General features: G+C 61.5%; 24 protein-coding genes and 3 tRNA genes. 12 read left to right on the top strand and 15 right to left on the bottom strand.

Going from position 1 to position 23,817, the window contains the following annotated elements; translation table 11 throughout:
• Positions 1 to 7: 7 nt before the first annotated feature.
• Entirely contained in the window at positions 8 to 2,248 is a 2,241-nt protein-coding gene (locus tag KHO31_RS04695; RefSeq protein WP_201070660.1) for an NADP-dependent isocitrate dehydrogenase, read from the bottom strand.
• Between the two features lie 66 nt (positions 2,249 to 2,314).
• On the opposite strand from KHO31_RS04695, the gene KHO31_RS04690 reads away from it, so the two are divergent.
• On the top strand, positions 2,315 to 2,821 hold the full coding sequence (locus tag KHO31_RS04690) for an MFS transporter (RefSeq protein WP_321207302.1): 507 nt from the start codon (positions 2,315 to 2,317) through the stop codon (positions 2,819 to 2,821).
• Positions 2,822 to 2,896: 75 nt separating this feature from the next.
• Here KHO31_RS04690 and KHO31_RS04685 read toward each other — a convergent pair whose 3' ends face one another.
• From KHO31_RS04685 to KHO31_RS04670, 4 genes are all read right to left on the bottom strand, one after another.
• Entirely contained in the window at positions 2,897 to 3,532 is a 636-nt protein-coding gene (locus KHO31_RS04685; protein WP_201070656.1) for a riboflavin synthase, read from the bottom strand.
• Positions 3,533 to 3,547: 15 nt separating this feature from the next.
• On the bottom strand, positions 3,548 to 4,717 hold the full coding sequence (ribD, locus tag KHO31_RS04680) for a bifunctional diaminohydroxyphosphoribosylaminopyrimidine deaminase/5-amino-6-(5-phosphoribosylamino)uracil reductase RibD (protein WP_201070653.1): 1,170 nt from the start codon (positions 4,715 to 4,717) through the stop codon (positions 3,548 to 3,550).
• A 72-nt stretch (positions 4,718 to 4,789) separates the two neighbouring features.
• Positions 4,790 to 6,073 carry a glutamate-1-semialdehyde 2,1-aminomutase gene (hemL, locus tag KHO31_RS04675; protein WP_201070650.1) on the bottom strand — a complete coding sequence of 428 codons (1,284 nt, stop codon included), beginning with the start codon at positions 6,071 to 6,073 and terminating at the stop codon, positions 4,790 to 4,792.
• A 329-nt stretch (positions 6,074 to 6,402) separates the two neighbouring features.
• Positions 6,403 to 6,879 carry a hypothetical protein gene (locus tag KHO31_RS04670; protein ID WP_201084718.1) on the bottom strand — a complete coding sequence of 159 codons (477 nt, stop codon included), beginning with the start codon at positions 6,877 to 6,879 and terminating at the stop codon, positions 6,403 to 6,405.
• Between the two features lie 248 nt (positions 6,880 to 7,127).
• Here KHO31_RS04670 and KHO31_RS04665 point away from each other — a divergent pair, with 248 nt between their 5' ends.
• The 3 genes from KHO31_RS04665 to KHO31_RS04655 all read left to right on the top strand — a co-directional run bounded on the left by KHO31_RS04665 (position 7,128) and on the right by KHO31_RS04655 (position 9,257).
• Positions 7,128 to 8,348: a Bcr/CflA family multidrug efflux MFS transporter gene (locus tag KHO31_RS04665; RefSeq protein ID WP_201070647.1), complete on the top strand. Its 1,221-nt coding sequence runs from the start codon at positions 7,128 to 7,130 to the stop codon at positions 8,346 to 8,348.
• Between the two features lie 190 nt (positions 8,349 to 8,538).
• On the top strand, positions 8,539 to 8,766 hold the full coding sequence (locus KHO31_RS04660) for a hypothetical protein (protein WP_030101199.1): 228 nt from the start codon (positions 8,539 to 8,541) through the stop codon (positions 8,764 to 8,766).
• 86 nt (positions 8,767 to 8,852) lie between these two features.
• The gene (locus KHO31_RS04655) at positions 8,853 to 9,257 is read left to right on the top strand and encodes a RidA family protein (protein ID WP_201070645.1); all 405 of its coding nucleotides are present in this window, start codon (positions 8,853 to 8,855) and stop codon (positions 9,255 to 9,257) included.
• 29 nt (positions 9,258 to 9,286) lie between these two features.
• On the opposite strand, the gene KHO31_RS04650 is transcribed toward KHO31_RS04655, so the two are convergent.
• The 6 genes from KHO31_RS04650 to rph all read right to left on the bottom strand — a co-directional run bounded on the left by KHO31_RS04650 (position 9,287) and on the right by rph (position 13,025).
• Positions 9,287 to 9,748 carry a hypothetical protein gene (locus KHO31_RS04650; protein ID WP_201084716.1) on the bottom strand — a complete coding sequence of 154 codons (462 nt, stop codon included), beginning with the start codon at positions 9,746 to 9,748 and terminating at the stop codon, positions 9,287 to 9,289.
• Between the two features lie 147 nt (positions 9,749 to 9,895).
• A complete protein-coding gene (locus tag KHO31_RS04645) occupies positions 9,896 to 10,069 on the bottom strand; it encodes a hypothetical protein (RefSeq protein ID WP_201070641.1) in 174 nt (57 codons plus the stop codon).
• 204 nt (positions 10,070 to 10,273) lie between these two features.
• Positions 10,274 to 10,363: transfer RNA gene (locus tag KHO31_RS04640), tRNA-Ser, on the bottom strand.
• Between the two features lie 55 nt (positions 10,364 to 10,418).
• The gene (hemW, locus tag KHO31_RS04635; protein WP_201084715.1) at positions 10,419 to 11,648 is read right to left on the bottom strand and encodes a radical SAM family heme chaperone HemW; all 1,230 of its coding nucleotides are present in this window, start codon (positions 11,646 to 11,648) and stop codon (positions 10,419 to 10,421) included.
• Entirely contained in the window at positions 11,645 to 12,292 is a 648-nt protein-coding gene (rdgB, locus tag KHO31_RS04630) for an RdgB/HAM1 family non-canonical purine NTP pyrophosphatase (RefSeq protein WP_201070517.1), read from the bottom strand. The genes hemW and rdgB overlap by 4 nt, the downstream gene beginning before the upstream one ends.
• On the bottom strand, positions 12,285 to 13,025 hold the full coding sequence (rph, locus tag KHO31_RS04625) for a ribonuclease PH (protein WP_201070516.1): 741 nt from the start codon (positions 13,023 to 13,025) through the stop codon (positions 12,285 to 12,287). Before rph ends, rdgB begins: the two co-directional genes overlap by 8 nt.
• Positions 13,026 to 13,305: 280 nt before the next feature.
• Between rph and KHO31_RS04620 the strand changes: the two genes are divergently transcribed.
• From KHO31_RS04620 to KHO31_RS04600, 5 genes are all read left to right on the top strand, one after another.
• Positions 13,306 to 14,229: a YicC/YloC family endoribonuclease gene (locus KHO31_RS04620; protein WP_201070514.1), complete on the top strand. Its 924-nt coding sequence runs from the start codon at positions 13,306 to 13,308 to the stop codon at positions 14,227 to 14,229.
• 18 nt (positions 14,230 to 14,247) lie between these two features.
• Positions 14,248 to 14,928 carry a guanylate kinase gene (gene gmk, locus KHO31_RS04615; protein WP_201070512.1) on the top strand — a complete coding sequence of 227 codons (681 nt, stop codon included), beginning with the start codon at positions 14,248 to 14,250 and terminating at the stop codon, positions 14,926 to 14,928.
• A gap of 142 nt (positions 14,929 to 15,070) precedes the next feature.
• A complete protein-coding gene (gene rpoZ / locus KHO31_RS04610; RefSeq protein WP_006025620.1) occupies positions 15,071 to 15,274 on the top strand; it encodes a DNA-directed RNA polymerase subunit omega in 204 nt (67 codons plus the stop codon).
• A 91-nt stretch (positions 15,275 to 15,365) separates the two neighbouring features.
• Entirely contained in the window at positions 15,366 to 17,720 is a 2,355-nt protein-coding gene (locus tag KHO31_RS04605; protein WP_201070510.1) for a RelA/SpoT family protein, read from the top strand.
• 116 nt (positions 17,721 to 17,836) lie between these two features.
• Positions 17,837 to 18,325, top strand: coding sequence for a phage protein NinX family protein (locus KHO31_RS04600; protein ID WP_201070508.1), 489 nt, complete (start codon positions 17,837 to 17,839; stop codon positions 18,323 to 18,325).
• A 106-nt stretch (positions 18,326 to 18,431) separates the two neighbouring features.
• Here the strand turns inward: KHO31_RS04600 and KHO31_RS04595 are convergent.
• Positions 18,432 to 18,508, bottom strand: a tRNA-Arg gene (locus KHO31_RS04595).
• Positions 18,509 to 18,602: 94 nt separating this feature from the next.
• Positions 18,603 to 18,679, bottom strand: a tRNA-Arg gene (locus KHO31_RS04590).
• Positions 18,680 to 18,799: 120 nt separating this feature from the next.
• Between KHO31_RS04590 and greB the strand changes: the two genes are divergently transcribed.
• Entirely contained in the window at positions 18,800 to 19,369 is a 570-nt protein-coding gene (gene greB / locus KHO31_RS04585; RefSeq protein WP_169487307.1) for a transcription elongation factor GreB, read from the top strand.
• A gap of 275 nt (positions 19,370 to 19,644) precedes the next feature.
• Here the strand turns inward: greB and KHO31_RS04580 are convergent, their stop codons facing one another.
• Entirely contained in the window at positions 19,645 to 20,793 is a 1,149-nt protein-coding gene (locus KHO31_RS04580; RefSeq protein ID WP_201070506.1) for a porin, read from the bottom strand.
• Between the two features lie 529 nt (positions 20,794 to 21,322).
• The gene (locus tag KHO31_RS04575; protein ID WP_211622815.1) at positions 21,323 to 21,571 is read right to left on the bottom strand and encodes a hypothetical protein; all 249 of its coding nucleotides are present in this window, start codon (positions 21,569 to 21,571) and stop codon (positions 21,323 to 21,325) included.
• A 441-nt stretch (positions 21,572 to 22,012) separates the two neighbouring features.
• On the opposite strand from KHO31_RS04575, the gene KHO31_RS04570 reads away from it, so the two are divergent.
• Both KHO31_RS04570 and KHO31_RS04565 read left to right on the top strand, forming a co-directional pair.
• Positions 22,013 to 22,216, top strand: a complete 204-nt coding sequence (locus KHO31_RS04570; protein WP_054037310.1) for a cold-shock protein — start codon at positions 22,013 to 22,015, stop codon at positions 22,214 to 22,216.
• A 343-nt stretch (positions 22,217 to 22,559) separates the two neighbouring features.
• On the top strand, positions 22,560 to 23,714 hold the full coding sequence (locus KHO31_RS04565) for an exonuclease domain-containing protein (protein ID WP_201070498.1): 1,155 nt from the start codon (positions 22,560 to 22,562) through the stop codon (positions 23,712 to 23,714).
• The last annotated feature ends 103 nt before the right edge of the window (positions 23,715 to 23,817 follow it).

Raw genomic sequence — 23,817 nt, 5'->3', positions numbered from 1 at the left:
CGCGACTTCAGTGTGCCTGTGCCGCCGCCAGCGCCGCGTTCAGCGTCCCGCTAGGCCGCATCACCGTATCCAGCTTGTCGAAGTCCGGCTTGTAGTAGCCGCCGATGTCGGTCGGCTCGCCTTGCACGGCCGACAGTTCCGCGACGATCGTCGCCTCGTTGTCGGCGAGCTGCTTCGCGAGCGGTGCGAACTGCGCGGCCAGTTCCGCGTCGTCCGTCTGTGCAGCTAGCTCCTGCGCCCAGTACGTCGCGAGATAGAACTGGCTGCCGCGGTTGTCGAGCTCGCCGGTTTTCGGACGCGGGTTCTTGTTGTTGTCGAGCAGCTTGCCGGTTGCGGCATCGAGCGTCTTCGCCAGAAGCTTCGCTTTCGTATTACCCGTCTTGATGCCGAGTTCCTCGAGCGACGCCGCGAGCGCGAGGAATTCGCCGAGCGAATCCCAGCGCAGATGATTTTCCTCGACGAGCTGCTTGACGTGTTTCGGCGCCGAGCCGCCCGCACCCGTCTCGTACATGCCGCCGCCCGCCATGAGCGGGACGATCGACAGCATCTTCGCGCTGGTGCCGAGCTCCATGATGGGAAAAAGGTCCGTCAGGTAGTCGCGCAGGATGTTGCCCGTGACCGAGATCGTGTCCAGCCCTCGCACGACGCGCTCGAGCGTGTAGCGCATCGCGCGGACCTGCGACATGATCTGGATGTCGAGGCCGGTCGTGTCGTAGTCTTTCAGGTAAGTCTCGACCTTCTTGATCAGCTCTGCTTCGTGCGGACGATACGGGTCGAGCCAGAACACCGCCGGCGTGCCCGAGTTGCGCACGCGCGTGACGGCGAGCTTCACCCAGTCGCGGATCGCCGCGTCTTTCACCTGGCACATGCGCCAGATGTCGCCTTGTTCGACGTCCTGCGTGAGCAACACCTCGTCCGTGGCGAGGTCGACGATGCGCGCCTCGCCGTCTTCCGGCACTTCGAAGGTCTTGTCGTGCGAGCCGTACTCCTCGGCCTTCTGCGCCATCAGGCCGACGTTCGGCACGGAGCCCATCGTGACCGGGTCGAAGTTGCCGTTGGTCTTGCAGAAGTTGATCATCTCCTGGTAGATTCGCGCGAACGTGCTCTCCGGAATCACGGCCTTGGTGTCCTTCGGACGGCCGTCGGCGCCCCACATCTTGCCGCCGATGCGGATCATGGCCGGCATTGACGCGTCGACGATCACGTCGTTCGGCGCATGCAGGTTCGAGATGCCCTTCGCCGAGTCGACCATTGCCAGTTCCGGACGGTGCTCGTGGCACGCATGCATGTCGCGGATGACTTCCTCGCGTTTCGATTCCGGCAGCGACTCGAGTTTCTCGTACAGATTGACGAGGCCGTTGTTGACGTTCACGCCGAGCTCGTCGAACAGCTTGCCGTGCTTCTCGAACGCTTCCTTGTAGAAGACCCGCACCGCGTGGCCGAACACGATCGGGTGCGATACCTTCATCATGGTCGCCTTGACGTGCAGCGACAGCATCACACCAGTCTTGCGCGCGTCTTCCATCTGCTCTTCGTAGAAAGCCAGCAGCGCTTTCTTGCTCATGAACATGCTGTCGATGATCTCGCCGTCCAGCAGCGCGACTTTCGGTTTCAGCACGATGGCCTTGCCGCTCTTCGTGACGAGCTCCATCTTCACGTCGCGCGCATGGTCGAGCGTCAGCGACTTTTCGCCGTGGTAGAAGTCGCCATGCCGCATATGTGCGACATGCGTGCGCGACGCCATGCTCCAGTCACCCATGCTGTGCGGATGCTTGCGCGCATAGCTCTTCACGGCGGCCGGCGCGCGGCGATCCGAGTTGCCTTCGCGCAGCACCGGATTCACCGCGCTGCCGAGACATTTCGAATAGCGTTGCTGGATCGCCTTATCTACCTCGGTCTTTGGCTCCTCCGGATAGTCCGGCACCTTGTAACCCTTCGCCTGCAGTTCCTTGATCGCGCTCACGAGCTGCGGTACCGACGCGCTGATATTCGGCAGCTTGATGATGTTCGTGTCGGGAAGCTGGGTCAGGCGACCCAGCTCGGCGAGGTTGTCGGGCACCCGCTGGGCTTCGGTCAGGAACTCCGGAAATTCGCCCAGGATGCGGCCCGCGAGCGAGATGTCGCTGGTCTCGACCTGAATGCCCGCAGCCGCGGTAAAGGTCCGGATGATCGGCAGGAATGAACTGGTCGCGAGCAGCGGGGCCTCGTCGGTCAGCGTGTAAATGATCGTGGGTTGCTGGGTAGTCATCGCTTGGCTCTTGGCAGGCGGTTGAAATGCCTCCCGTGCGCATCAGTCGGGCGGGAGGGGTAAACGCTGAGACGGAGCATCGGATGGCGTGCGGAACGGCGTTCATCGACGGGCCTGCGGCACGCCGACACATCCGTCCGTCCGCGACGCAGACCGGATAGCACGATTGGATTCTGCCTGATTATTCCGGGGCTAACGCACCTTACGTTCGCGACGTTTGCCGTCGGGTTCCTGGTGAGACCGATCGGTGGCGTCGTGATGGGCAGGTACGCGGACCGAGCAGGGCGCGTCAAGGCGCTGTCTTGGATCATGCTGGCGATGTCGGTGGGTTCGCTGCTGCTGGGTTTGACGCCAGGATCCGCGACACTGGGGCTCGCTGCGCCGATCCTGGTTGTGATCGGCCGGCTCGCGCAAGGCTTTGCCGTCGGTGCGCAGTTTGCATTGTCCTCGGTGACGATTTACGAGCTGGCGCCCCCGGACAAGAAGATGTTCTACGGCAGTTTCAATATGCTGTCGTTGGGCATCGCGGCGATGTTGTCCTCGGGGCAAAACTGCTGCATTCACCGATCGTGACGGTATAGCTGTCGTGCAAATCGACGGCATACCGTCAACCAATCGCAGAACTGGCTGGTTGCTTCAAACGCCAGACTATTTCAACGGATTGGAGCCGTCCTGAGACGTGCTCAACATCCGCTCCACATACCGTGCAATCAGATCGATCTCCAGATTGACCTGCGAACCCTCGCGCAAATTCTTTAGCGACGTCACCTGCACGGTGTGCGGGATCAGGTTGATCGAGAATTCGCAGCCGCCGTCGCGATCGCTGACCGAGTTGACCGTCAAGCTCACGCCGTTGACCGTGATCGAGCCTTTGAAAGCCAGATAGCGGCCGATGTCTCGCGGCGCCAGCACGCGCAGTTCGTGCGACTCACCGACCGGCGCGAAACGCGTGACCGTGCCGAGGCCGTCGATGTGGCCGGAGACGATATGGCCACCGAGCCGGTCGTGCGCGCGCAGGGCTTTCTCCAGATTGACTTCGCCAGGCTCGCCGAGACCGACTGTGCAGTTCAGGCTTTCGCGCGACACGTCCACTTCGAACGAATGCGCGGCTTTTTCCACGACCGTCATGCAGGCGCCCTGGATCGTGATGCTGTCGCCAAGCTGGACGTCTTCGAGATCGAGGCCGCCGGCTTCGACGTTCAGGCGCACGCCCGCATCGCCATCGGTGCCGAGGGGTTTGACTGATTCGATGCGGCCGACCGCCGCGACGATTCCTGTAAACATCGTGCTAATCCTTGATCAATTCGAAGTGGGTTGAGGGGCGGAATCGGTCCCGCCTTCGGGTGCCGGATGCGGCTCGGTGCGGGGCACAAAGCGCGCGAGAATCCGTAGATCGTCGCCGATCCGGTCGACCGCGTGGAAATTCAGTTGCATGCGGCCTTCGAGCGTTTCCGGCGCGTTCAGATTGAACATACTCATCGAGTCTACGCCGAGCAGGCTTGGCGCGAGATAGACCAGCAGTTCGTCGACGCAGCCCTCACGCAGCAGCGAGCCGTTCAGCTTGTAGCCCGCCTCGACGTGCAGTTCGTTCACGTTACGTTCGCCGAGCACTTTCAGCACGGCGGGCAGGTCGACCTTGCCCGCCGCGTTCGCCAGTTGCACGATCTCCGCGCCGCGATCGCGCAGTGCGCTTGCCCGCTCAGTATGACGTTCGTCGAGATTGCCGCAGAAAATCAGTGTGGGTGCACCGGCCAGGATCTGCGCTTCGGGCGGCACATCGAGCTGGCTGTCGATCAGCACGCGTTGCGGCTGGCGCGGGGTGTCGACAGCGCGCACGGTCATGCGCGGATCGTCTTCCCTGACGGTGCCGATGCCCGTCAGGATCGCCGACGCGCGGGCGCGCCATGCGTGACCATCGGCGCGCGCCGCTTCGCCGGTAATCCATTGACTGACGCCCGACGGCAAGCCGGTGCGGCCGTCCAGCGAGGCCGCCACTTTCATGCGGACCCACGGGCGGCCGCGCGTCATGCGCGACACGAAGCCGATGTTCAGCTCGTGCGCTTCGTTGGCGAGCAGCCCGCAACGCACTTCAATGCCGGCGTCGCGCAGCATCTTGAGGCCACGCCCGGAGACCTGCGGATTCGGATCTTCCATCGCCGCAACCACGCGCTCGACCTGCGCTTCGATCAGCGCATTCGCGCACGGCGGCGTGCGGCCGAAATGACTGCACGGCTCGAGCGTCACGTAAGCCGTGGCGCCGCGCAGATCGTGGCCGCGCGAACGCGCGTCTTTCAGCGCGCGCACTTCGGCATGATCCTGGCCGGCTGGTTGCGTGAAGCCTTCGCCGATCACCTCGCCGTTCTTGACGAGCACGCAACCGACGCGCGGATTCGGGTCGGTCGTATACATGCCGCGCTTGGCCAGCGCGAGCGCGCGCTCCATATGGACGAAGTCGGTTTGCGAAAACATCGGGATCCGGTCGGGTGCGGTGGCTAGGCAGTATGGAGTTTGGGTTTTGGCGGTTTCTATGGCGCGGCGGCCTCAGGCCGCGAGCGAGGCGAACGCGCCGCGCGCTGCGTCGATCGTGGCGTCGATGATCGCGTCGTCGTGAACGATCGAAACGAAGCCCGCTTCATACGCGGACGGCGCGAAGTACACGCCCGCGTCGAGCATCTTGTGGAAGAACGCGTTGAAGCGCGGCACGTCGCTCTTCGTGACTTCGGCGAAGCTGGTCGGAACCGACTCGGTGAAGTAAAGGCCGAACATGCCGCCAAGCGAATCGGCCGCAAACGCTACCTTCGCTTCGCGCGCAACATTCGCGAGACCCTGCGCGAGACGCGTGGTGCGGGTAGCGAGCGTGTCGTAGAAGCCCGGCGCCTGGATCAGTTGCAGTGTCTTCAGGCCCGCGGCGACGGCGATCGGGTTGCCCGACAGCGTGCCCGCCTGGTAGACGCCGCCGAGCGGGGCGAGGTGAGCCATGATGTCGCGCCGGCCGCCGAAGGCTGCCGCCGGCATGCCGCCGCCGATCACCTTGCCCAGACACGTCAGATCCGGCGCGATGCCGTAGACCTCTTGCGCGCCGCCCAGGGCGACGCGGAAGCCGCACATCACTTCGTCGAAAATCAGTACCGAGCCGTACTCGGTGCACAGGCGCCGCAAGGCTTGCAGGAATTCAGGCGTGGCGCGCACGAGGTTCATGTTGCCCGCAACCGGCTCGACGATCACCGAGGCGATCTCGTTGCCGAACGCCTTGAACGCTTCTTCGAGTTCAGCGACGTTGTTGTACTCGAGCACGGTGGTGTGCTTGGCGATATCGGCCGGCACGCCTGCCGAAGTCGGATTGCCGAACGTGAGCAGGCCCGAGCCGGCTTTGACCAGCAGGCTGTCCGCGTGGCCGTGATAACAGCCTTCGAACTTGACGATGCGGCTGCGGTTCGTGAAGCCGCGCGCGAGACGCAGCGCGCTCATGGTCGCTTCGGTGCCGCTCGAGACCATGCGGACCTGTTCGATCGACGGCACCAGTTTGCAGATTTCTTCGGCGATTTCGATTTCGGATTCCGTCGGCGCGCCAAAGGAGAAACCCTTGGCCAGCACGCGCTGGACCGCTTCGAGCACTTCCGGGTGGACGTGGCCAAGAATCATCGGGCCCCATGAGCCGATGTAGTCGATATAGCGTTGGCCGTCCGCGTCCCAGAAATAGGCGCCTTCCGCGCGCTCGATGAAGCGCGGCGTGCCGCCTACCGAACGGAATGCGCGGACCGGCGAGTTCACGCCGCCGGGGATGGTGCGCTGCGCGCGCTCGAAGAGGGTCTGGTTTTTGGACATGGTGATGGCTGGAATTTGGGTTGCGCAGCGGCGCGAGCGGCCTGGAGGCGGCTCGCGCGGCGCTGGGATGAGTAGAGAAATTGTACCGGAGTCAGCGTGAAGAGGTTTCGGGCTTGCCCATGCTGGGGCGGTGTTGCTGTTTCCCGTGCCTATCCTTGATTTCTTAGTGGTCTATTGGCGTCGCCCCTGTGCGGGGCGGCACCTACTTTTCTTTGCATGCCGCAAAGAAAAGATAGGCAAAAGAAAGCGGCTTCCAACCGCTAGCTTATAAGCGGGTCCCCTTGCTTGGAGGAGGTAGAGGTGCATCTGGAATCGGTGTTCTCGCACATTCAGCCTTGGTGACAAAGGGTATCAAGCGTCGGTGGTTTGCGCTTGCCTGTGAGTTCGGCCCAGCGCTTTTCGAGTGCGCCTTCGGCTATCGGCTTGATCACGGTGCCCGAACTCTGCGCGTCCCATGTCTGCACCGAAAACGGATGCGTGCGCAACCTCTCGCGGGGAATGACGACGCCTTCGTGTGCGTCGACCACCCAGTCGTACACGAAGTCGATGCACAACCGATAACCGCGCTTCGTCGCCGGGTCGGGGACTTCGTACGGTGCGCGGGTCACGTAGCCGGAGCCGAAAATGCCCTTGGGTTCCTGTGCAACACGGTGCAGGAACACGCGGTCGCCCGGCAGGATGCTGCGGGCAAATCCGCAACCCCACACGTCGGTCACCGCTACGCCTGCGGCGACCCGCTTCGCCACGTCGGGTAACTCGGGCCACGGCCATTTCTTGGGGCTCCAGATCAGCAGGAAGGCAGTCATGACAGGGTCGGGGCGGGGCAGTGGAAGAGGGCGTGGCTGACGGGTTTGGGTCACGCCAGGCAGCGTTCTGGCGGCAGCTTAACTGATCGGCGGCGTGCTTGTCGCGGAGCGCGGGTGGCCCGCCCAGCGAGGCCCGGGTGCGGCGGATGACTTAACCGTCGCGTACAATTGGGGCTGTCAAGTTGCTGTTTTCCCCGTTTCAATGCGTTTCGCTGCCGATGACGGCGCGGCGCTTCATCTGGATTCCCATGTCTCACGTCACCAGAAGCCGGCCCGATGGCCGGCTGATTCTGTTGCTCGGTGCGCTTGCCGCATGCGGGCCGATTTCGATCGATATGTATCTGCCAAGCCTGCCGACTATCGCGCAGGCGTTCGCCATCAGCAACGGCGCCGCGCAAACCACGCTCACCAGTTTCATGTTCGGCTTTTCGATCGGCATGTTGCTCTACGGTCCGCTCTCGGACACCTATGGTCGCCGGCCCGTGTTGCTGGGCGGCATCATCATGTATGCGCTGGCTAGCGTGGCATGTGCGCTGTCGTTTTCGATCGGATCGCTGGTGACGTTCCGCTTCGTGCAGGCGCTCGGCGCGGGCGCAGCCTCGGTGCTGGCGCGCGCGATCGCCCGCGACGCGCACGGGCCGACCGATGCCGCACGCGTGCTGTCGATGCTCGCCATCGTCACGTCGATCGGGCCGTTGCTCGCGCCGCTGATCGGCGGGCAGTTGTTGTTGCTTGGCGGCTGGCGTGTCGTTTTTGTCGTGCTGACGCTGTTCGGTACGGTGTGTGCGGTGACCGCTTTCCTCAAGGTGCCGGAAACGTGGCCGCCAGAAAAGCGTGCGCACTCGGCGCTGCTGAAATCGTTCGGTGCGTACGGCAAGTTGCTACGCGATCCGGTCGCGTGGGGGCACATGCTGTGCGGCGGCATGGCGTTCGCGTCGATGTTCGCGTACATCACCGCGACGCCGTTCGTGTACATCGAATATTTCCATGTATCGGCGCAGCATTACGGCTTTCTGTTCGCGCTGAATATCGTCGGCATCATGTTCGGTAACTTGATGAATACTCGCCTCGTCGGCCGGCTCGGCTCGCTGCCGATCATTTCTTTCGCCGCGACCGTGAGTTGCATTGCGTCGCTGTTCGTCTGTCTCGTCTCGCTGACGGGGTGGGGCGGGTTGTGGTCGATCGTTTTCGGTTTGTTCTTCGTGGTTGGCGTGGTGGGGCTGTTGTCTGCTAACTGTACGACCGATCTGATGCATCGCTATCCGATGAATGCCGGCGCCGCGGCCGCTGTGTTCGGCGCAGTGCAGTTGGCGCTCGGCGCGTTGGCGAGCCTCGCAGTCGGACTCTGGCAGGACGGCTCGCCCAAGGGGATGGGCGTCGTCGTAGGCGTCGCGGGCGTGCTGTGTTACGCCGGCCGGATTCTGGTCATCAAGTGGCACGGAATGAAGGTGCCTGTCGCTGCCGCTTGACGGCATCGTGGGGCAGGCATTCTTCGCGGAACGCGGATCATGGTTCCATACCCGAAACGCGCGGTACGCTTGCTTGTCCGTCCCGCGCTAACCAAAGCGCCTACGGAAAACACCAGGTGTTGCGCGCGCGCGACCGTGCGTTTCAATTGGCATTGCTATGATGGCGTCACTGTTCCTCGGAGCGGCAATCATGGCGATCAGAGATTTGATGAACGGCGAGCGGCAACATGCTGCCTTCGCTGAAGCGCAGAAGCTGGCAGACAGCGGCGCCTATCACGATTACACAGACATCGAATACGTCTTGCGCTTTGATTACGGTTTGTCTGATGTATCGGCGCTGCTCGACAGCCAGTTGATGCATCGCGACCTGAATCGTCGCTGCGCCGATGCGCGTGAGAAGCTGGACGTGCCTGCTTAGCGTGTGACACGCGCGGCGAGTGCCATGCAGTGTTCCGCGCGTAGCCATGCGCCGTGCAGGCGCCATCCCCCTTTGGAGTTGCATTCATGGCTGTTAGCCAGCACGACCCGCATTTGCCGCACACCGACAATCCCGCTGCGCTGGCAAAGCCGGGTGGCCACTACAGCCATGTCGCGATCGCCAATGGTTTTGTTTTCGTCTCGGGACAGTTGCCGATCAACGCACAGGGCGAGAAGCTCGCTGAGGCCTCGTTCGAGGTGCAGGCCGAACAGGTGTTGGCCAATGTGCAGGCGGCGCTTGAAGGCGCTGGCAGCAGCATTGCGCAACTGGTGCAGGTGCGAGTCTATATAGCCGATGTCGAACATTGGGCGAGCTTCAATCATATCTACGCGCGTTGGGCGGGCGAAGCTCGGCCGGCGCGTGCTGTCGTGCCGGTTCCCCATCTGCACTACGGCTTGAAGGTCGAGGTCGAGGCGACCGCGCTGGTTTAAGGGGTTGCCGGTATCGAGGCGTTGCGGGCTCAGTGAACCACGAGCCCGTTGTACTGCGCATTGCCCACTCCGGACGCGATATTCACGCCGACGTTGCCGCTCACTGCCGCCAGCGAACCGGCACCGAGTTTTGCGTTGGTGCTGCCCGTCAACTGCGCGACGGTATGCAGATTCTGTTGTGAGCTGATCGCGGTTTGCGATGTGGTGACGAGGGCGATCTGGTTGGCCTGCGCATTCAGCGCACCGGCTGCGAGGTTCACGCCAATGTTGCCGCTTGCGCCTCGTAGCGCGTAGGCGCCCACGGTAGCTGCGGACGCACCTGCTTTCGCGCTGCCGCCGACGTCTTGCAGACTCGATAGCCTGGCTGAGGAGCCGAACACGGCTGCGCTATCGTCGTCGGACAGCGCCGTTGACGTGCCCGCAAACGCGGACGATACGCCCGTGCTCGCGGCAACCGAAATCAGCGCAACGGCTAAAGTACGGACTTTCATGAGCAATTCCCTGGCGTGTGCTGACGGCACAGATAGTCTTGATATCGACCATGGGAGCGAGATGTTGAGGGAGGGGTTCCCCTTAATGCGGGCGGTGCCGAGAGATTGACTGATACGAACTTGGCCAAGAACGAGCTTGGCCAGAAATTACCATCTCCCGTGGCCGCCGTAATAACCGCCGACGCCAACACCCACGCTGACGCTCGGGGCGGCGTAGTAGCCGGGAGCATAACCGTATGCCGGCGCATAGCCGTACGGCGGTGCGACGATGCATCCGGACAGGCCTAAAGCAATACCTATCGCAAACAGTAACTTGACCATGGTTCCTCCCTCTTTGTAAGTTGGAGGAGCTGGGGGCGGCATTCGTTCGGCCTGCCTTGTGACAGCAAATTACGGAGCCGCGGTTTGATCGGGCTTCATTTACAGTTGCTTACCCGTTCGACGCGTTGTGCAATCGCCGATTAGCGGATTCATTGGCGGCCAGAAATGAAATACGAGCCGAAAGGCCCGTATTCATTGATTGTCTGGCGGAGGCGGTGAGATTCGAACTCACGGAAGGATCACTCCTTCGCCGGTTTTCAAGACCGGTGCCTTAAACCGCTCGGCCACACCTCCAAGCCCTAAATTGTAACCTGAAAAATCCTCGTTGCGGCGCTCTGCTGGTCAGCAATCACTGCGGATCTTTCAGAAAGAGCCCCTGCAGGTCATTCAGAAACGCCTGGCCAAGCGGCGTCGGTGCGATCTTTTCGTGGTCGCGCGTAATCAGCTTGCGCCGTTCGGCCTCCTGCAAAGCCGGTTCGATCGAGGTCATCGACAGCCCCGTGCGCTCGATGAAGCGATGCACTGGAAACCCTTCCGTCAGCCGCAGGGCGTTCAACATGAACTCGAACGGCAAATCGCGCGGCCCGACCTCATGCTCTTCCTGCACGGCTGTGCCGGCCATCGCCTGTTCGATGAAGGTGGTCGGATGCTTGTAACGCACCTGACGCAGCACACGGTTCGGAAACGACAGCTTGGTATGCGCGCCCGCACCGATGCCGAGATAATCGCCGAAGCGCCAGTAGTTCAGATTGTGCTTGCTTTGCCGATGCGGTTGCGCATACGCGGACACCTCGTAGCGTCCGTAGCCGGCGGCTGTCATGCGTTCATGAATCCAATCCTGCATGTCGGCGGATGCGTCGTCGTCGGGCAGGGCAGGCGGGAATTTCGCAAACAGCGTGTTCGGTTCGAGTGTGAGGTGGTACAGCGACAAATGCGGCGGCGCGAATGACAACGCCGTCTCCACATCGGCCTGACATTCCGCGAGCGTCTGCTGCGGCAGCGCGAACATCAGGTCGAGATTGAAATTGTCGAAGGTAGTCGCGGCCACGTCGACCGCATGGCGCGCTTGCGTCGAGTCGTGAATCCGGCCGAGCGCCTTCAGATGCGCTTCATTGAAACTCTGAATGCCCACCGACAGGCGATTGACGCCGCTCGCGCGAAACTGCGCGAACTTGGCGGCTTCGAATGTACCCGGGTTCGCTTCGAGTGTGATTTCCGCGTCGGCGTCGAGCGGCAGCAGCGCGCGCACGTCGGACAGCATCCGGTCGAGCCCGGCCGCCGACAGCAAGCTGGGCGTGCCGCCGCCAATGAACACCGTATGCACCTGGCGGCCCCACACGAGCGGCAGCGCCAATTCGAGATCGGCGCGCAAAGCGTCGAGATATTCGGTCTCCGGGAACGTGTCGCCTTTCCATTCATGCGAGTTGAAATCGCAGTACGGGCACTTGCGCACGCACCAGGGAAAGTGCACATACAACGCCAACGGTGGCAACGACGTCAGGCGAATGCTGCCCGGCGACGTAAATGCCTTGATGACGCCGTTGCCGATCTCGGCAGGCGCCGGTTTAATCGGAATCACGCTTCCTCCGTCAAACGCGCAAGCAGGTGGCGCAATGCAATCGCGCGATGGCTGCTGGCGTTCTTTACCGCTGGTTCGAGTTCCGCAGCGCTTGCATTCAGCGACGGCAGGAAGAAGTACGGGTCGTAGCCGAAGCCATGCTCGCCACGCGGCAAGTCCAGCATTTCGCCGTGCCAGCGGCCTTCGGCGATCAGCGGTTCGGGATCGTCGGCATGACGCACAAGCGCCAGCACGCAGTAGTAATACGCGCGACGATCGGTTTCGCCCTGCAAGGCCGAAACGAGCTGAGCGTTGTTCGCCGCATCGCTCTTTTCGCCGCCGGCAAGCTGCGCGTAGCGCGCCGAATAAACGCCTGGCGCACCTCGCAGCGCTCGCACGCACAGGCCGGAGTCGTCGGCGAGGGCGGGCAGGCCGGTGAGCTTCGCCGCATGACGCGCCTTGGTCAGCGCGTTTTCGACGAAAGTCGGATACGGCTCTTCCGCTTCCGGCACGTTCAACGCGCCCTGCGGAATCAACTCGATGCCGGCCGCGCCGAGCAGCGCCGCGAACTCGCGCAGCTTGCCCGCGTTGTTCGACGCCAGCACGACTTTCTTCAACGGCGAGTCAGACGCAACAGCGCCGTTGTCTTGACGAACCTCACTCACTCTTTTGCTCCAACGCTTCTTTCTGCATCGCGATCAGGGTGTTGATGCCGTCGCTCGCCAGATCCAGCAGCGAATTCATTTCATCGCGCGAGAACGGCACGCCTTCGGCCGTGCCCTGAATTTCGACGAAGCCGCCCGCGCCCGTCATCACCACATTCATGTCGGTGTCGCATTGCGAGTCTTCGTCGTAATCGAGATCCAGCACCGGCAGGCCGTCGTACACGCCGACTGAAATCGCTGCGACGTAATCGGTGATCGGCGAGCTTTCGATGCGGCCCGTAGCCAGCAATTTGGCCACCGCGTCATGCGCGGCCACGAACGCACCGGTGATGCTGGCGGTGCGCGTGCCGCCGTCGGCCTGGATCACGTCGCAATCGATATGCAGCGTGCGCGCGCCGAGCTTCTCGAGATCGAACACCGAGCGCAATGCGCGGCCGATCAGACGCTGGATTTCCTGAGTGCGGCCGGTTTGCTTGCCACGCGCCGCTTCACGGTCGCTGCGGGTATGCGTGGCACGCGGCAGCATGCCGTATTCGGCGGTCAGCCAGCCCTGGCCGCGGTCGCGCAGGAACGACGGCACGCTCTCGGCGATGCTCGCCGTGCAGATGACCTTGGTGTCGCCGAACTCGACCAGCACCGAGCCCTCCGCATGCTTCGTGTAGTGGCGCGTGATGCGCACGTCGCGCAGCTGATTGGCCTGGCGGCCGCTGGGGCGTTGGGTGTTGTCGGTCATGTTGGGATCGGTGTGGAAGAAAAGCAGGAGGGAAAGCGCAATTTTACCGCCGATCGCGCCAGGCGCGGGGCAGCCTGTCCGGCGGACGGCTGCCCGCATGCGCCGGAGCGCTGCGGGGAGTAGCGCTTCATGCGCGGCGAGCCTCGTGCTGCCTTGGTGTGCAGAGGCCTTGCCGGTAAAAATGGGATAATGCGCATTCTCCGCCCCGCGTCTCGTACACGCCGGGCGATTCGACTCTTCGGCCATCGTCAAACGCATGGCCACAATCGCGAGAAATACGATGATCTACAGCATGACTGGCTATGCGAGCGCCACGCGCGAACTCGTCGCGGCCTCAGGCACGGGTGGCGTGAGCGTATCGGTCGAACTGCGCACGGTGAACTCGCGCTTTCTCGATCTGAACTTCCGCATGCCGGAAGACGTGCGCGTCTGCGAACCGACGCTGCGCGAAATGCTGATGAACAAGCTCTCGCGCGGCAAGGTCGACATCCGTATCAACCTGCAGCGCAGCGAACAGTCGGCTAACGCCGGCTCGCTCAGCCGCGACGCACTGACCCAACTGGCGCTGCTCGAACGCACGGTGTTGTCGACGTTCCCGGAAGCCGGGCGTCTGCGCACCGGCGAAATTCTGCGCTGGCCCGGCGTGCTGGCCGAAAGCGGCGTGGCGCCGGAAGTGCTGCGCGACGCAGTGCTTGCGTGCGGCAAGCAGGCGATTACCGATCTGATCGACGTGCGTGGCCGCGAAGGCGCGCAACTGGCGACGATGCTGCTCGCCAACGTCACCGAGATGGAAACGATCGTCACGAAGATCACGCCGCTCGTGCCGGAACTGATCGCCAAGCATCAGCAGAAAATCGTCGAACGTCTGCAGGAAGCGCTCGGCATCGCCGCGCCCGATACGGCGGCGCCGAGCGTCTCGCGCGAAGAAATCAACGAACGGATTCGCCAGGAAGTGACGATGTACGGCATCCGCATCGACATCGCCGAAGAACTGTCGCGCCTCACGGCTCACCTGAACGAAACGCGTCACGTGATCGAGAAGGGCGGCAAAGTCGGCAAGCGGCTCGACTTCATGATGCAGGAACTGAATCGCGAAGCGAACACGCTCGGCTCGAAGGCGGCCGCGAAGGAACTGGCCGATTCGTCGATGACCCTGAAGCTGCTCATCGAACAGATGCGCGAGCAAGTACAGAATCTGGAGTAAGGCAGGAGCCTCGATAACATGACCGACCACACACGCGAAACCAGCGCACCGCGCAACCCTTACGCCGGCGCTTATCCCGGCAACCTGTTCATGGTGGTCGCGCCTTCGGGCGCGGGCAAGTCGACGCTCGTGAACGCGTTGCTCGCCGGCGACGACGCGATCCGCCTTTCGATTTCGTACACGACGCGCCCGCCGCGTCCGAAGGAGCAGGACGGCGAGCACTATCACTTCACGACGGTCGACGATTTCCTCACGCGTCACGCGGCTGGCGAATATCTGGAAAGCGCCGAAGTGCACGGCAACTACTACGCGACTTCGCGTGTGTGGATCGAAGAGCAGATGAAAAGCGGCCATGACGTGCTGCTCGAAATCGACTGGCAGGGTGCGCAACAGGTGAAGAAGCAGTTTCACAACGCGGTTGAAATTTTCATCTTGCCGCCGTCGCTGGATGCGCTCGAAGAGCGTTTGAAAAAGCGCGGCCAGGACGAACCGAACGTGATCACGCGCCGCCTGCTCGCAGCCGGCAGCGAGATGGCGCACGCGGCCGAAGCGGAGTACGTCGTGATCAACGACAACTTCGATCGCGCGCTCGGTGAACTGCGGTGCCTCGTGGCCGCGACGCGTTCGCGCTTCGCCTCGCAATACGCGCGCCACACGCAGCTTTTCGTGCAGCTCGGAATCCACCTGCCACACGCGTGAGCGCGGCGGTGGTTCGAGCACATAAGGTAGAATAAGCAACATCAATTAACACCCCCCAGACCTGTCGCTTCGCGCCAGGCCCCCCGAGGGGGACAAGAAAACTTGGGGCGGCCCAGCGTTTTCTTGCAAGAAGGAACCCAACATGGCCCGCATTACCGTCGAAGACTGCCTCAAACAGATTCCGAACCGTTTCGAACTCGCGCTTGCCGCGACCTATCGCGCGCGTCAGCTCGCTCAAGGCCACACGCCGAAGATCGAAAGCCGCGACAAGCCCACCGTCGTCGCACTGCGCGAAATCGCAGCCGGCCAGGTTGGCGTCGAAATGCTGAAGAAGGTGCCGGTTTAAGGCGCACTGTTCCGTTTTCGATTGCCTGCATTTGCTGTAATTGCATCAACGTGCTGACCGGCGTCCAACCCTAACCGCTACGGAGGCGAAAATGAGTGCTACCCCGCCCACCGCCACGGAAGTGGAACACGACGCCGACTCGCCCTCGTCCGCACGGAAGTACATCGATGCGGTCCTCGAACAGTCGTTTCGCCATCTGTTCGGGCCGACCGCCACGCCGGAGCAACCGCGCCGGCATGACGTCGTTTCGATCGCCAAGCTGACGTCCGCCTTGTCCGGCTATCTGCAGCCGGAAGAGATCAAGGACATCAAGGCGGCGTTCCATTTCAGCGACGAAGCCCATCTCGGCCAGTATCGCCAGAGCGGCGAGCCCTACATCACGCATCCTGTCGCTGTCGCGGAAATCTGCGCCGGCTGGAATCTCGACGCCCAGTCGATCATGGCGGCGCTGCTGCATGACGTGATGGAAGACCAGGGTGTGACTAAGGCCGAACTCGCCGAGCGATTCGGCGCGAAGGTCGCGGAACTGGTCGACGGGTTGTCAAAGCTGGACAAGATGGAGTTTCGCAATCGCGAAGAGGCGCAGGCGGAAAACTTCCGCAAGATGCTCCTCGCGATGGCGCGCGACGTCCGCGTGATTCTGGTCAAGCTCGCCGACCGGCTGCACAACATGCGCACGCTGGGTGCGGTGCCGCACGAAAAGCGCCGCCGTGTGGCGCGCGAAACGCTGGACATCTACGCACCGATCGCGCACCGGCTTGGCCTGAACAATACCTATCGCGAGCTGCAGGACCTGAGCTTCGCGAACTTCAACCCGCATCGCTACGCCACGCTCGAAAAAGCCGTCAAGGCCGCGCGTGGCAACCGGCGCGAAGTGGTCGGCAAGATTCTGGAGTCGGTGCAGCGCGCGATTGCTGACGCGAAGCTCAACGCCGAAGTCACCGGCCGCGAAAAAACCATCTTCAGTATCTATAAGAAGATGCGCGACAAGCAGTTGTCGTTCTCGCAGGTGCTCGATGTGTACGGCTTCCGTGTGGTGGTCGAAAGCGCGCTCGAGTGCTACACCTGTATCGGCGCGCTGCATGCGCTCTACAAGCCGGTGCCGGGTAAATTCAAGGATTACATCGCGATCCCGAAGGTGAACGGGTATCAGTCGCTGCACACCACGCTGGTTGGCCCGTTTGGCGCGCCGATCGAGTTCCAGGTGCGCACGCGCAAGATGCACGAGATCGCCGAAGCGGGCGTCGCCGCGCACTGGCTGTACAAGAATGGCGGCGCGGATCTGAACGATGTGCAAAAACGCGCGCACCAGTGGCTCAAGTCGCTGCTCGACATTCAGAGCGAAGCAGGCGATTCAAGCGAATTTCTGGAGCACGTCAAGATCGATCTGTTCCCGGATGCGGTCTACGTGTTTACGCCAAAGTCGAAGATCATGGCACTGCCGCGCGGCGCCACGGCCCTCGACTTCGCGTATTCGATCCACAGCGACCTGGGCAACCAGTGCGTCGCAGTCAAGATCAATAACGAACTGCTGCCGCTGCGTACTGAGTTGAAGAGTGGCGACATTGTCGAAGTGATCACGGCGCCGTATTCGAAGCCGAATCCGGCGTGGCTGGGTTTTGTGCGCACCGGCAAGGCACGTTCGGCGATCCGCCACTATCTGAAGACGATGCGTTTGAACGAGTCTGTACAGCTCGGCGAGCGTCTCGTCGACCAGGCGCTGAAGGGCTACGGGCTGGCGTTGTCGGACGTGACGCCGGAAGCCTGGGAAAAGCTCGTGCAGTGGACGGGTAACAAGAACCGCCAGGAAATCTTCGCGGATATCGGTCTCGGCCGGCGCGTCGCAGCGGTCATGGCCAAGCGTATCGAAGTGCTGATGAGCGGCCGCGATGCCGACGACGACGGTTCGCGCGACGGCACGGCGCCGCATGCGCCGCCGGTCGTCATCACGGGCACCGAAGGCATGTCGGTGCAGTTGTCTGCGTGCTGCCGTCCGATTCCGGGCGACGACATCATGGGCTACATCGGTATCGGCCTCGGCATGGCCATTCACACCACGGATTGCCGCGTCGCGCAGCGTATCCACAAGCGCGATCCGGGCCGCTGGATCGACGTGGCGTGGGCGCCGCAGCCGGGGCGTCTGTTCGACGTCGCGGTGAAGGTGCTGGTCAAGAACACCAAGGGCGTATTCGCCCGCGTGGCTGCCGACATCACGTCGGCGGATGCGAACATCGTCCACATCGCGATGGACGAGGACCTGTCGCAGGAATCCACGGTGCTGCGCTTCGTGATCCAGGTGAGCGATCGCGTCCATCTCGCCAACGTCATGCGCCGCGTGCGTACGAATCCGGACGTGATGCGTATTGCGCGCGAGCGACCGAGTGAAGAAGGGCATCACCGTCACGACGGCGGGATGCGGATCGACCGCGAGCGAGCCGATTACTGATCTGAGGCTGGCTTAGGCCTGCTCGACGAGAGCGTCTGGCTGCTTCAGGCGGTCCTCGTTCGAATCTGAACGCACCTGCGCCAGCGAGTCTCACTGGAACTTCAGGGAGAACGCTTATGAAAGTGGCTGACCTCACCGGCTTGGCGCTCGACTATTGGGTCGCCCGCAGCCTGCACGACTTCGTGCGTGAAATCTTCTTTACCGACAGCGGCGAAACTGTCTCGATTCGCGGCATCGACCGCGGCCGCCCATGGGATGGCCGTTTCACGCCGTCCACATCATGGGAAGCGGCATCTGCGGTGCTGGAACGCGCGCAGCGGCTAGAGGTGCGTGAGCGGACCGTGCATGGCGCGGCACATTGCATCGCCGAATTCGAAGGCGGCCATCGAACCGTTGAAGGGCGGGGCGACTCGTTACGGGTCGCGCTGCTGCGGGCGTTTGTCGAGAGCCGTTTCGGCGATAGTGTGGACGAGATGTTGTGGCAGGCGCAGGCTGTGACTGGCCCGCGAGCGGCGCTGATCGGCGAGGAAACGGAGGAGGATTCTTTTGAAGACGTGCCGAGTCCCGACGGACAGATCGGTGATATTCAGTCGATACCGCGATAGCAGCGGCGACACCGCCCAGGCCCGCGGGCTTGGCGGGGCGGACCGGATGACGCAGATCCGGCCACGAAAAAACAAAGGGCCTTCCGATCGGAAGGCCCTTCATAGGTGGTGCGGCTGGCAGGATTCGAACCCACGACCCCTTGGTTCGTAGCCAAGTACTCTATCCAACTGAGCTACAGCCGCACGCTAAACAGGTGACGCTAATCTAATTTCAATGATACCGCGATGAAGCCGGGGTAAAACATAGGGCCTCCCCGGAGGGAGGCCCTCGAACAAGTGGTGCGGCTGGCAGGATTCGAACCCACGACCCCTTGGTTCGTAGCCAAGTACTCTATCCAACTGAGCTACAGCCGCACGCAGAAACGAGATTATAGCAAAGGTTTTCAAAAAGGGAAGCATGTAACTGCGATTTGTCTCATTGCTCTGATCGTGTACCCTTGATAGGCAGTCGCTTGCTGCAGTTACTGGACCATCATGAACAAGGCCTTTGTCAAAGAGTCGAGTGAAGAGAATGACGACGATCTCGACGTCGCCCAGCCCGAAATCCCTCCGGGTACGAAAAACTACATTACGCCAGCCGGATACCGGCGTATGCGCGATGAACTGCTGCATCTGATCGATGTCGAGCGGCCGGAGGTGGTCAGACTGGTGTCGTGGGCTGCCTCAAACGGCGATCGCTCCGAAAACGGCGACTACATCTATGGCAAACGCCGACTACGAGAAATCGACCGGCGAATTCGCTTTCTGACCAAGCGCCTCGACATCGCCGAAGTGGTTGACAGCAGCAAACAGGAAAACGTCGATCAGGTTTTCTTCGGCGCAACCGTCGAATACGCAACGGAAGACGGCGAGGTGCATACCCTGACGATTGTCGGCGTCGACGAGGTCGATCTGGATGTCGGCCATGTGAGCTGGATCTCGCCGATCGCGCGGGCGCTGCTCAAGGCGAAAATCGGCGATACGGTGACGCTGTACACGCCGGCCGGCCCGCAGCCGATCGATATCCTGGACGTCAAGTATCCGCTGCCTGATACCGGTGGCTAGGCCGAAGCATTGATGTGTCGGATGTGGCGGGAGAGGGCGCAGGCCTCAGGCCTCAGGATATTTCGACGCAAGCCCTGGCGCTCGCGGATCGAAACAATCGCGGGAATTGGCGGCTGGTCGGTGATCTTTCGGGCGCCTGTGTTCGGGAACATAGGTTTGATTCGCTGCCGTTCGGCGTCTGACAGTCGGTCGACCTTGCAGAGCGTGCTTTCGGTACGGCACAAAAAAAGGCGCCGCGAACGGCGCCTTCGATATTGCAGGTGTTGCCAACCGCTTTAGAAGCGGTGACGCAGACCTGCGGTCACAGCGATTTGCTTGTTGTTGCTCGAAGCGCCCAGACCGTTGATGTCGGCATCGACAATGGCGTTTTCGTTGATCTGCTGGTATTCGCCTTGCAGGTACACGTCCGTACGCTTGGACAACGCGTACGCCGTTTGCAAGTTGAACTGATTCCAGTGCGGACGCGTGCCAGCAAGGCTTGCGCGCGTGTACGTGTACGAGCCGGCGATGCTCACTGCCGGCGTCAGAGCGTAGCGAGCGTTAGCTTCGAAGTTCTGGAAGTGAGCGCTGCTGGGGTTGGCGAATCCGATGCCAGCCGATTGACCCGACGCGCCCGCGCCGATGCCAGCCAGACTCGACAGATTCGTTTGCGAGTACACGAGGCCGACCGTTGCCGGGCCGAACGCATAGTTGGCACCTGCGCCCCACGTTTGCTGGCGGCCAGCAAAGAACGTGTTGTCGCTCGACACTGCGCCGCCCGAATTGAACGCCGCCGCCGCACCAGTCGCGCCGTTGCTGTTCAGTTGCAGGTAAGCAGCAGCGAGGTTCAGGCCGCCCCAGTTATACGACGCGCCCGCGCTGTAAGCACGGTTGTTGGCGAAGCCGTCAGCCTGGTTCGAGAAGCCGTACAGGGCGCCGAACTTGAAGCCGCCGTAGTTCACGCTCTGGTACTTGACCGAGTTGTTGACGCGGAACGAGTTGTTCAGGTTGTCGTTGTCGAACGGATGCGCGAACTGCGTGCCGCCGTATTGCGTGCCGGTGAGTGCGAGCGGACCAACGTAGTCGACCATGCTGTCGTATTGACGGCCGAGGGTCACGGCGCCGAACTGGTCGCTCGTCAGACCGACGAACGCTTGACGGCCGAATTCACGGCCGCCTTGTTTCAGCGTGCCGTCATTGATGCCGAAGCCGTTTTCCAACGTGAAGATAGCCTTGAGGCCGCCACCCAGATCTTCAGAACCACGCAAGCCCCAACGGCTGCCGTTCACCGAACCGCTCGTTTCTTGCCAGTTGCTGTGGCCGTGCTGGTTATTCGTATAGGTGATGCCGGCGTCGATCAAGCCATACAGCGTGACGCTGCTCTGGGCCTGTGCTGCCGTTGCAAAAACGCCCGTGAGGGCCGCGACCATGAGAGTCTTTTTCATCTTGTAACTCCGAGAGCGAGAGTGGGTATTGAACCCAGGCTTAAGGAGACCTTCACGCGGGCGCTGCGAGAGGCGAAATCCGCATGAGAAGCGCGCTGTACTTCTGACGCGCCGGTTTCCGATTAGGCAGAGTGTAGATAGACGCTCACGAGGCGGGCATTCCGATTCGCGCAATAAAGTATTACTAGATATGAAACGATGGATGAACGCTGTTCAAGCCTTGCTGATAAAGGCTTTCAGCGTTATTGAGGGAGGGCGAAAAGCGAGTCAATCGAGTCGCGTTGCTCATTTGCTACAGTAATCGATGCAAAAAAACAACGTGATAAATCGTAAAAAATGATTGTTGTCGTAATGGCAACAGATGATTGTTGATTATGTGAATAATCGATATCGTCCAAGCCGCTATACTGAAATCTCTGCTTTCCGAAGCAGACTTTTTCGTTGACGAAAAAGATCTCCAAACCTTTGTCGGCGCGACTTCCCAGTCGCGCTTTTTTTTGCCTTCCGGTTGCGGACGCGCGGACGTTGGTTAGTGCGCGGGCGCAACTCCGTCCACTTCGCTCCAATCGGTCACCACCGAGACGCTCCAGTCTTCCATCACATAGTGACGCGCGTCCATGGGGGACGACAGCAGGTTTTGCCAGTGATCCCCATGCCACATGGGATCGAACTCGAAGGCCGACGGCGATGCGGCGATCGGCCCGGATTGAGCGGGCACTGTTTTTACTTGCGATTGGGCGAGCCAGGTGATGAGGCTGCGGAATTTACTGAACAGCATGGCAATCTCCAGACGCGTATTACTTCTCGCTACTGATTTCCATCATGCTGCCATGAGTGCGGCGCAGCAACTCGGACAAACACTTACTAAAAACACGTCTTGTTACATTTACTCGCCGGCATGCTGAAATTTTTTCCGATATCGGCAGAATTCGGCATTGAGTGAGTAATATTGACGTGACGGTTATTCGGTTTTCGCTGAATATGTCGTCGTGATCTTCGACTCATTTGGCATCGATTTATCGCGTTGCGTGCTAAGGGCATATGAAAAATTCGCTTGACGTTGATTTTTCGTTCCCCGTATAACGGCAATGCTGAATTTCAAACGCCAGATCTGGTGGTGCAGAGGCCTTCAGAAATACCCGATCACAGATAAAGTGACCATGAAATGCAGTTTGAGGGCAATGCCCGAATTTGATAACTCCTCGAGGGAAACCGGAATATGGAAACTGGTATCGTCAAATGGTTCAACGATGCTAAGGGCTTTGGCTTTATTACATCGGATTCGGGTGGCGAAGACCTGTTCGCGCACTTTTCGGAGATCCGCACCGAAGGGTTCAAGTCGCTGAAGGAAAGCCAGCGTGTCTCCTTCGAGGTCAAGGCAGGCCCAAAGGGGAAGCAAGCGGCGAACATTCAGCCGCTTTAAGCCGCACTGCGCTGCTCCGCACGCACCACCGGGCAGCTCGATCAAAAAAGCCTTCGCGAGACGCGGAGGCTTTTTTGTGTTTATTCGTTATTATCGCTGCGGCTGATGCTATTAACTAGCTGGTCCGGATTAATTTGAGGATGGCGGCAAACTGGCATCGTTGGAATTTCAATTCGATGTCGTAAAAACATAATAACTCGCGGATTTCGAACAGCTTGTTGAGCGAGCAGGAATGCCGTCTTTGCGTCGCACGGCGCCGAGGGCAAAGTAAGGTCGGACGGGTGTGCGGCGGCTAACTGGTGCATACTTGCCGCAAAGCCACGCGTCCAAAGTATTCCTTTCCATGTCTGAACAGTTTCTGCCAGAACCGGCCCTAGATGTGCCGATTGTCTTCGTCGATCTTGAAACCACCGGCGGCTCGACCAGCGAGCATCGCATCACCGAAGTCGGCGTGGTTGAAATAGGACCGGCCGGTGTGTCGCGCTGGAGCAGCCTGGTCGATCCTCAGCAACCGATTCCTTCATTCATTCAGCAGCTCACCGGCATCACGAACGCGATGGTGCGAGGCGCGCCGACGTTCGAGGCCATCGCGCCGGCATTGTTCGAGCGCCTGAACGGCAAACTGTTCGTCGCGCACAACGCCAGTTTCGATCGCGGTTTTCTGCGCGGAGAGTTCCGCCGGGCCGGATTCGCGTTCGATCCGGATGTGCTGTGCACCGTACGCCTGTCGCGCGCGTTATTTCCGGCCGAAAAGCGTCATGGACTCGACGCGTTAGTGCAGCGTCATGGTCTCGTCCCGTCCGATCGTCACCGCGCACTCGCCGACGCAGATCTGATCTGGCAGTTCTGGCAACGTCTGCATGGCGGTCTTGTGCCGCTGGACGTTTTGCAGGCGCAGATCGAGCGCACTACCCGGCGCTACCGGCTTGCCGGCGATATCACCGAAGATCTGCTCGACACTGCGCCGGCCGGATGCGGCGTTTATGCGTTCTATGGAGAAGGCGATCTGCCGTTGTATGTCGGGCGAAGCGTACGGGTGCGTCAGCGGCTGCGTTCGCATTTGACTGGCGAGCGGCGTTCGGCGAAGGATATGCGGCTCGCGCAGCAAGTGCGGCGTGTCGAGTGGCGCGCGACCGGCGGCGAGCTGGGCGCCATGCTTGCGGAGGCGCAGTGGATCGCGACGCTGCGCCCAGGGCATAACCGGGTGCAGCGCGTCACGAAGAGCGATCCGGTGGATGCGCCCTGGCCGTTCGAAGGCCCAGTCGTATTTGAGGAGCGTGAAGAAGCGTCGCACGCGCGCGCTTTTCACGTTGTCGACCGATGGCGTTACCTCGGGCATGCGCCTTCGCTCGCGCAGGCGGCGGCGTTGCATGCGTCGAGCGCGGCCGGACCGTTCGAGCTATCGACCTATCGTCTTCTGCAGAGCCATCTTGCGCGCGGCTTGCGCATGATGCCGTTGAGCGTCTCGAGTGGCTCGCAGGTGCCGAGTCTCGCTTAATGAGCTTTGCGCAGCGGCCCGCTGCTCAGGGTGAGCTCAATCCACGCCCCTGAGAGCGGCGGACCGATGGGGGTTCCAGGTTCCTGGTTCGACCGCACAGACC

This window comes from Paraburkholderia domus (assembly GCF_905220705.1).
Lineage (GTDB): Bacteria > Pseudomonadota > Gammaproteobacteria > Burkholderiales > Burkholderiaceae > Paraburkholderia > Paraburkholderia domus.
This window is presented reverse-complemented; position numbering and strand designations above follow the sequence as displayed.

Coding starts and splice junctions, on each gene's coding strand:
- KHO31_RS04695 (WP_201070660.1), bottom strand. CDS start 2,248: ATGACTACCCAGCAACCCACGATCATTTACACGCTGACCGACGAGGCC.
- KHO31_RS04685 (WP_201070656.1), bottom strand. CDS start 3,532: ATGTTTACAGGAATCGTCGCGGCGGTCGGCCGCATCGAATCAGTCAAA.
- ribD (WP_201070653.1), bottom strand. CDS start 4,717: ATGTTTTCGCAAACCGACTTCGTCCATATGGAGCGCGCGCTCGCGCTG.
- hemL (WP_201070650.1), bottom strand. CDS start 6,073: ATGTCCAAAAACCAGACCCTCTTCGAGCGCGCGCAGCGCACCATCCCC.
- KHO31_RS04670 (WP_201084718.1), bottom strand. CDS start 6,879: ATGACTGCCTTCCTGCTGATCTGGAGCCCCAAGAAATGGCCGTGGCCC.
- KHO31_RS04665 (WP_201070647.1), top strand. CDS start 7,128: ATGTCTCACGTCACCAGAAGCCGGCCCGATGGCCGGCTGATTCTGTTG.
- KHO31_RS04660 (WP_030101199.1), top strand. CDS start 8,539: ATGGCGATCAGAGATTTGATGAACGGCGAGCGGCAACATGCTGCCTTC.
- KHO31_RS04655 (WP_201070645.1), top strand. CDS start 8,853: ATGGCTGTTAGCCAGCACGACCCGCATTTGCCGCACACCGACAATCCC.
- KHO31_RS04650 (WP_201084716.1), bottom strand. CDS start 9,748: ATGAAAGTCCGTACTTTAGCCGTTGCGCTGATTTCGGTTGCCGCGAGC.
- KHO31_RS04645 (WP_201070641.1), bottom strand. CDS start 10,069: ATGGTCAAGTTACTGTTTGCGATAGGTATTGCTTTAGGCCTGTCCGGA.
- rph (WP_201070516.1), bottom strand. CDS start 13,025: ATGACCGACAACACCCAACGCCCCAGCGGCCGCCAGGCCAATCAGCTG.
- KHO31_RS04620 (WP_201070514.1), top strand. CDS start 13,306: ATGATCTACAGCATGACTGGCTATGCGAGCGCCACGCGCGAACTCGTC.
- gmk (WP_201070512.1), top strand. CDS start 14,248: ATGACCGACCACACACGCGAAACCAGCGCACCGCGCAACCCTTACGCC.
- rpoZ (WP_006025620.1), top strand. CDS start 15,071: ATGGCCCGCATTACCGTCGAAGACTGCCTCAAACAGATTCCGAACCGT.
- KHO31_RS04605 (WP_201070510.1), top strand. CDS start 15,366: ATGAGTGCTACCCCGCCCACCGCCACGGAAGTGGAACACGACGCCGAC.
- KHO31_RS04600 (WP_201070508.1), top strand. CDS start 17,837: ATGAAAGTGGCTGACCTCACCGGCTTGGCGCTCGACTATTGGGTCGCC.
- greB (WP_169487307.1), top strand. CDS start 18,800: ATGAACAAGGCCTTTGTCAAAGAGTCGAGTGAAGAGAATGACGACGAT.
- KHO31_RS04580 (WP_201070506.1), bottom strand. CDS start 20,793: ATGAAAAAGACTCTCATGGTCGCGGCCCTCACGGGCGTTTTTGCAACG.
- KHO31_RS04575 (WP_211622815.1), bottom strand. CDS start 21,571: ATGCTGTTCAGTAAATTCCGCAGCCTCATCACCTGGCTCGCCCAATCG.
- KHO31_RS04570 (WP_054037310.1), top strand. CDS start 22,013: ATGGAAACTGGTATCGTCAAATGGTTCAACGATGCTAAGGGCTTTGGC.
- KHO31_RS04565 (WP_201070498.1), top strand. CDS start 22,560: ATGTCTGAACAGTTTCTGCCAGAACCGGCCCTAGATGTGCCGATTGTC.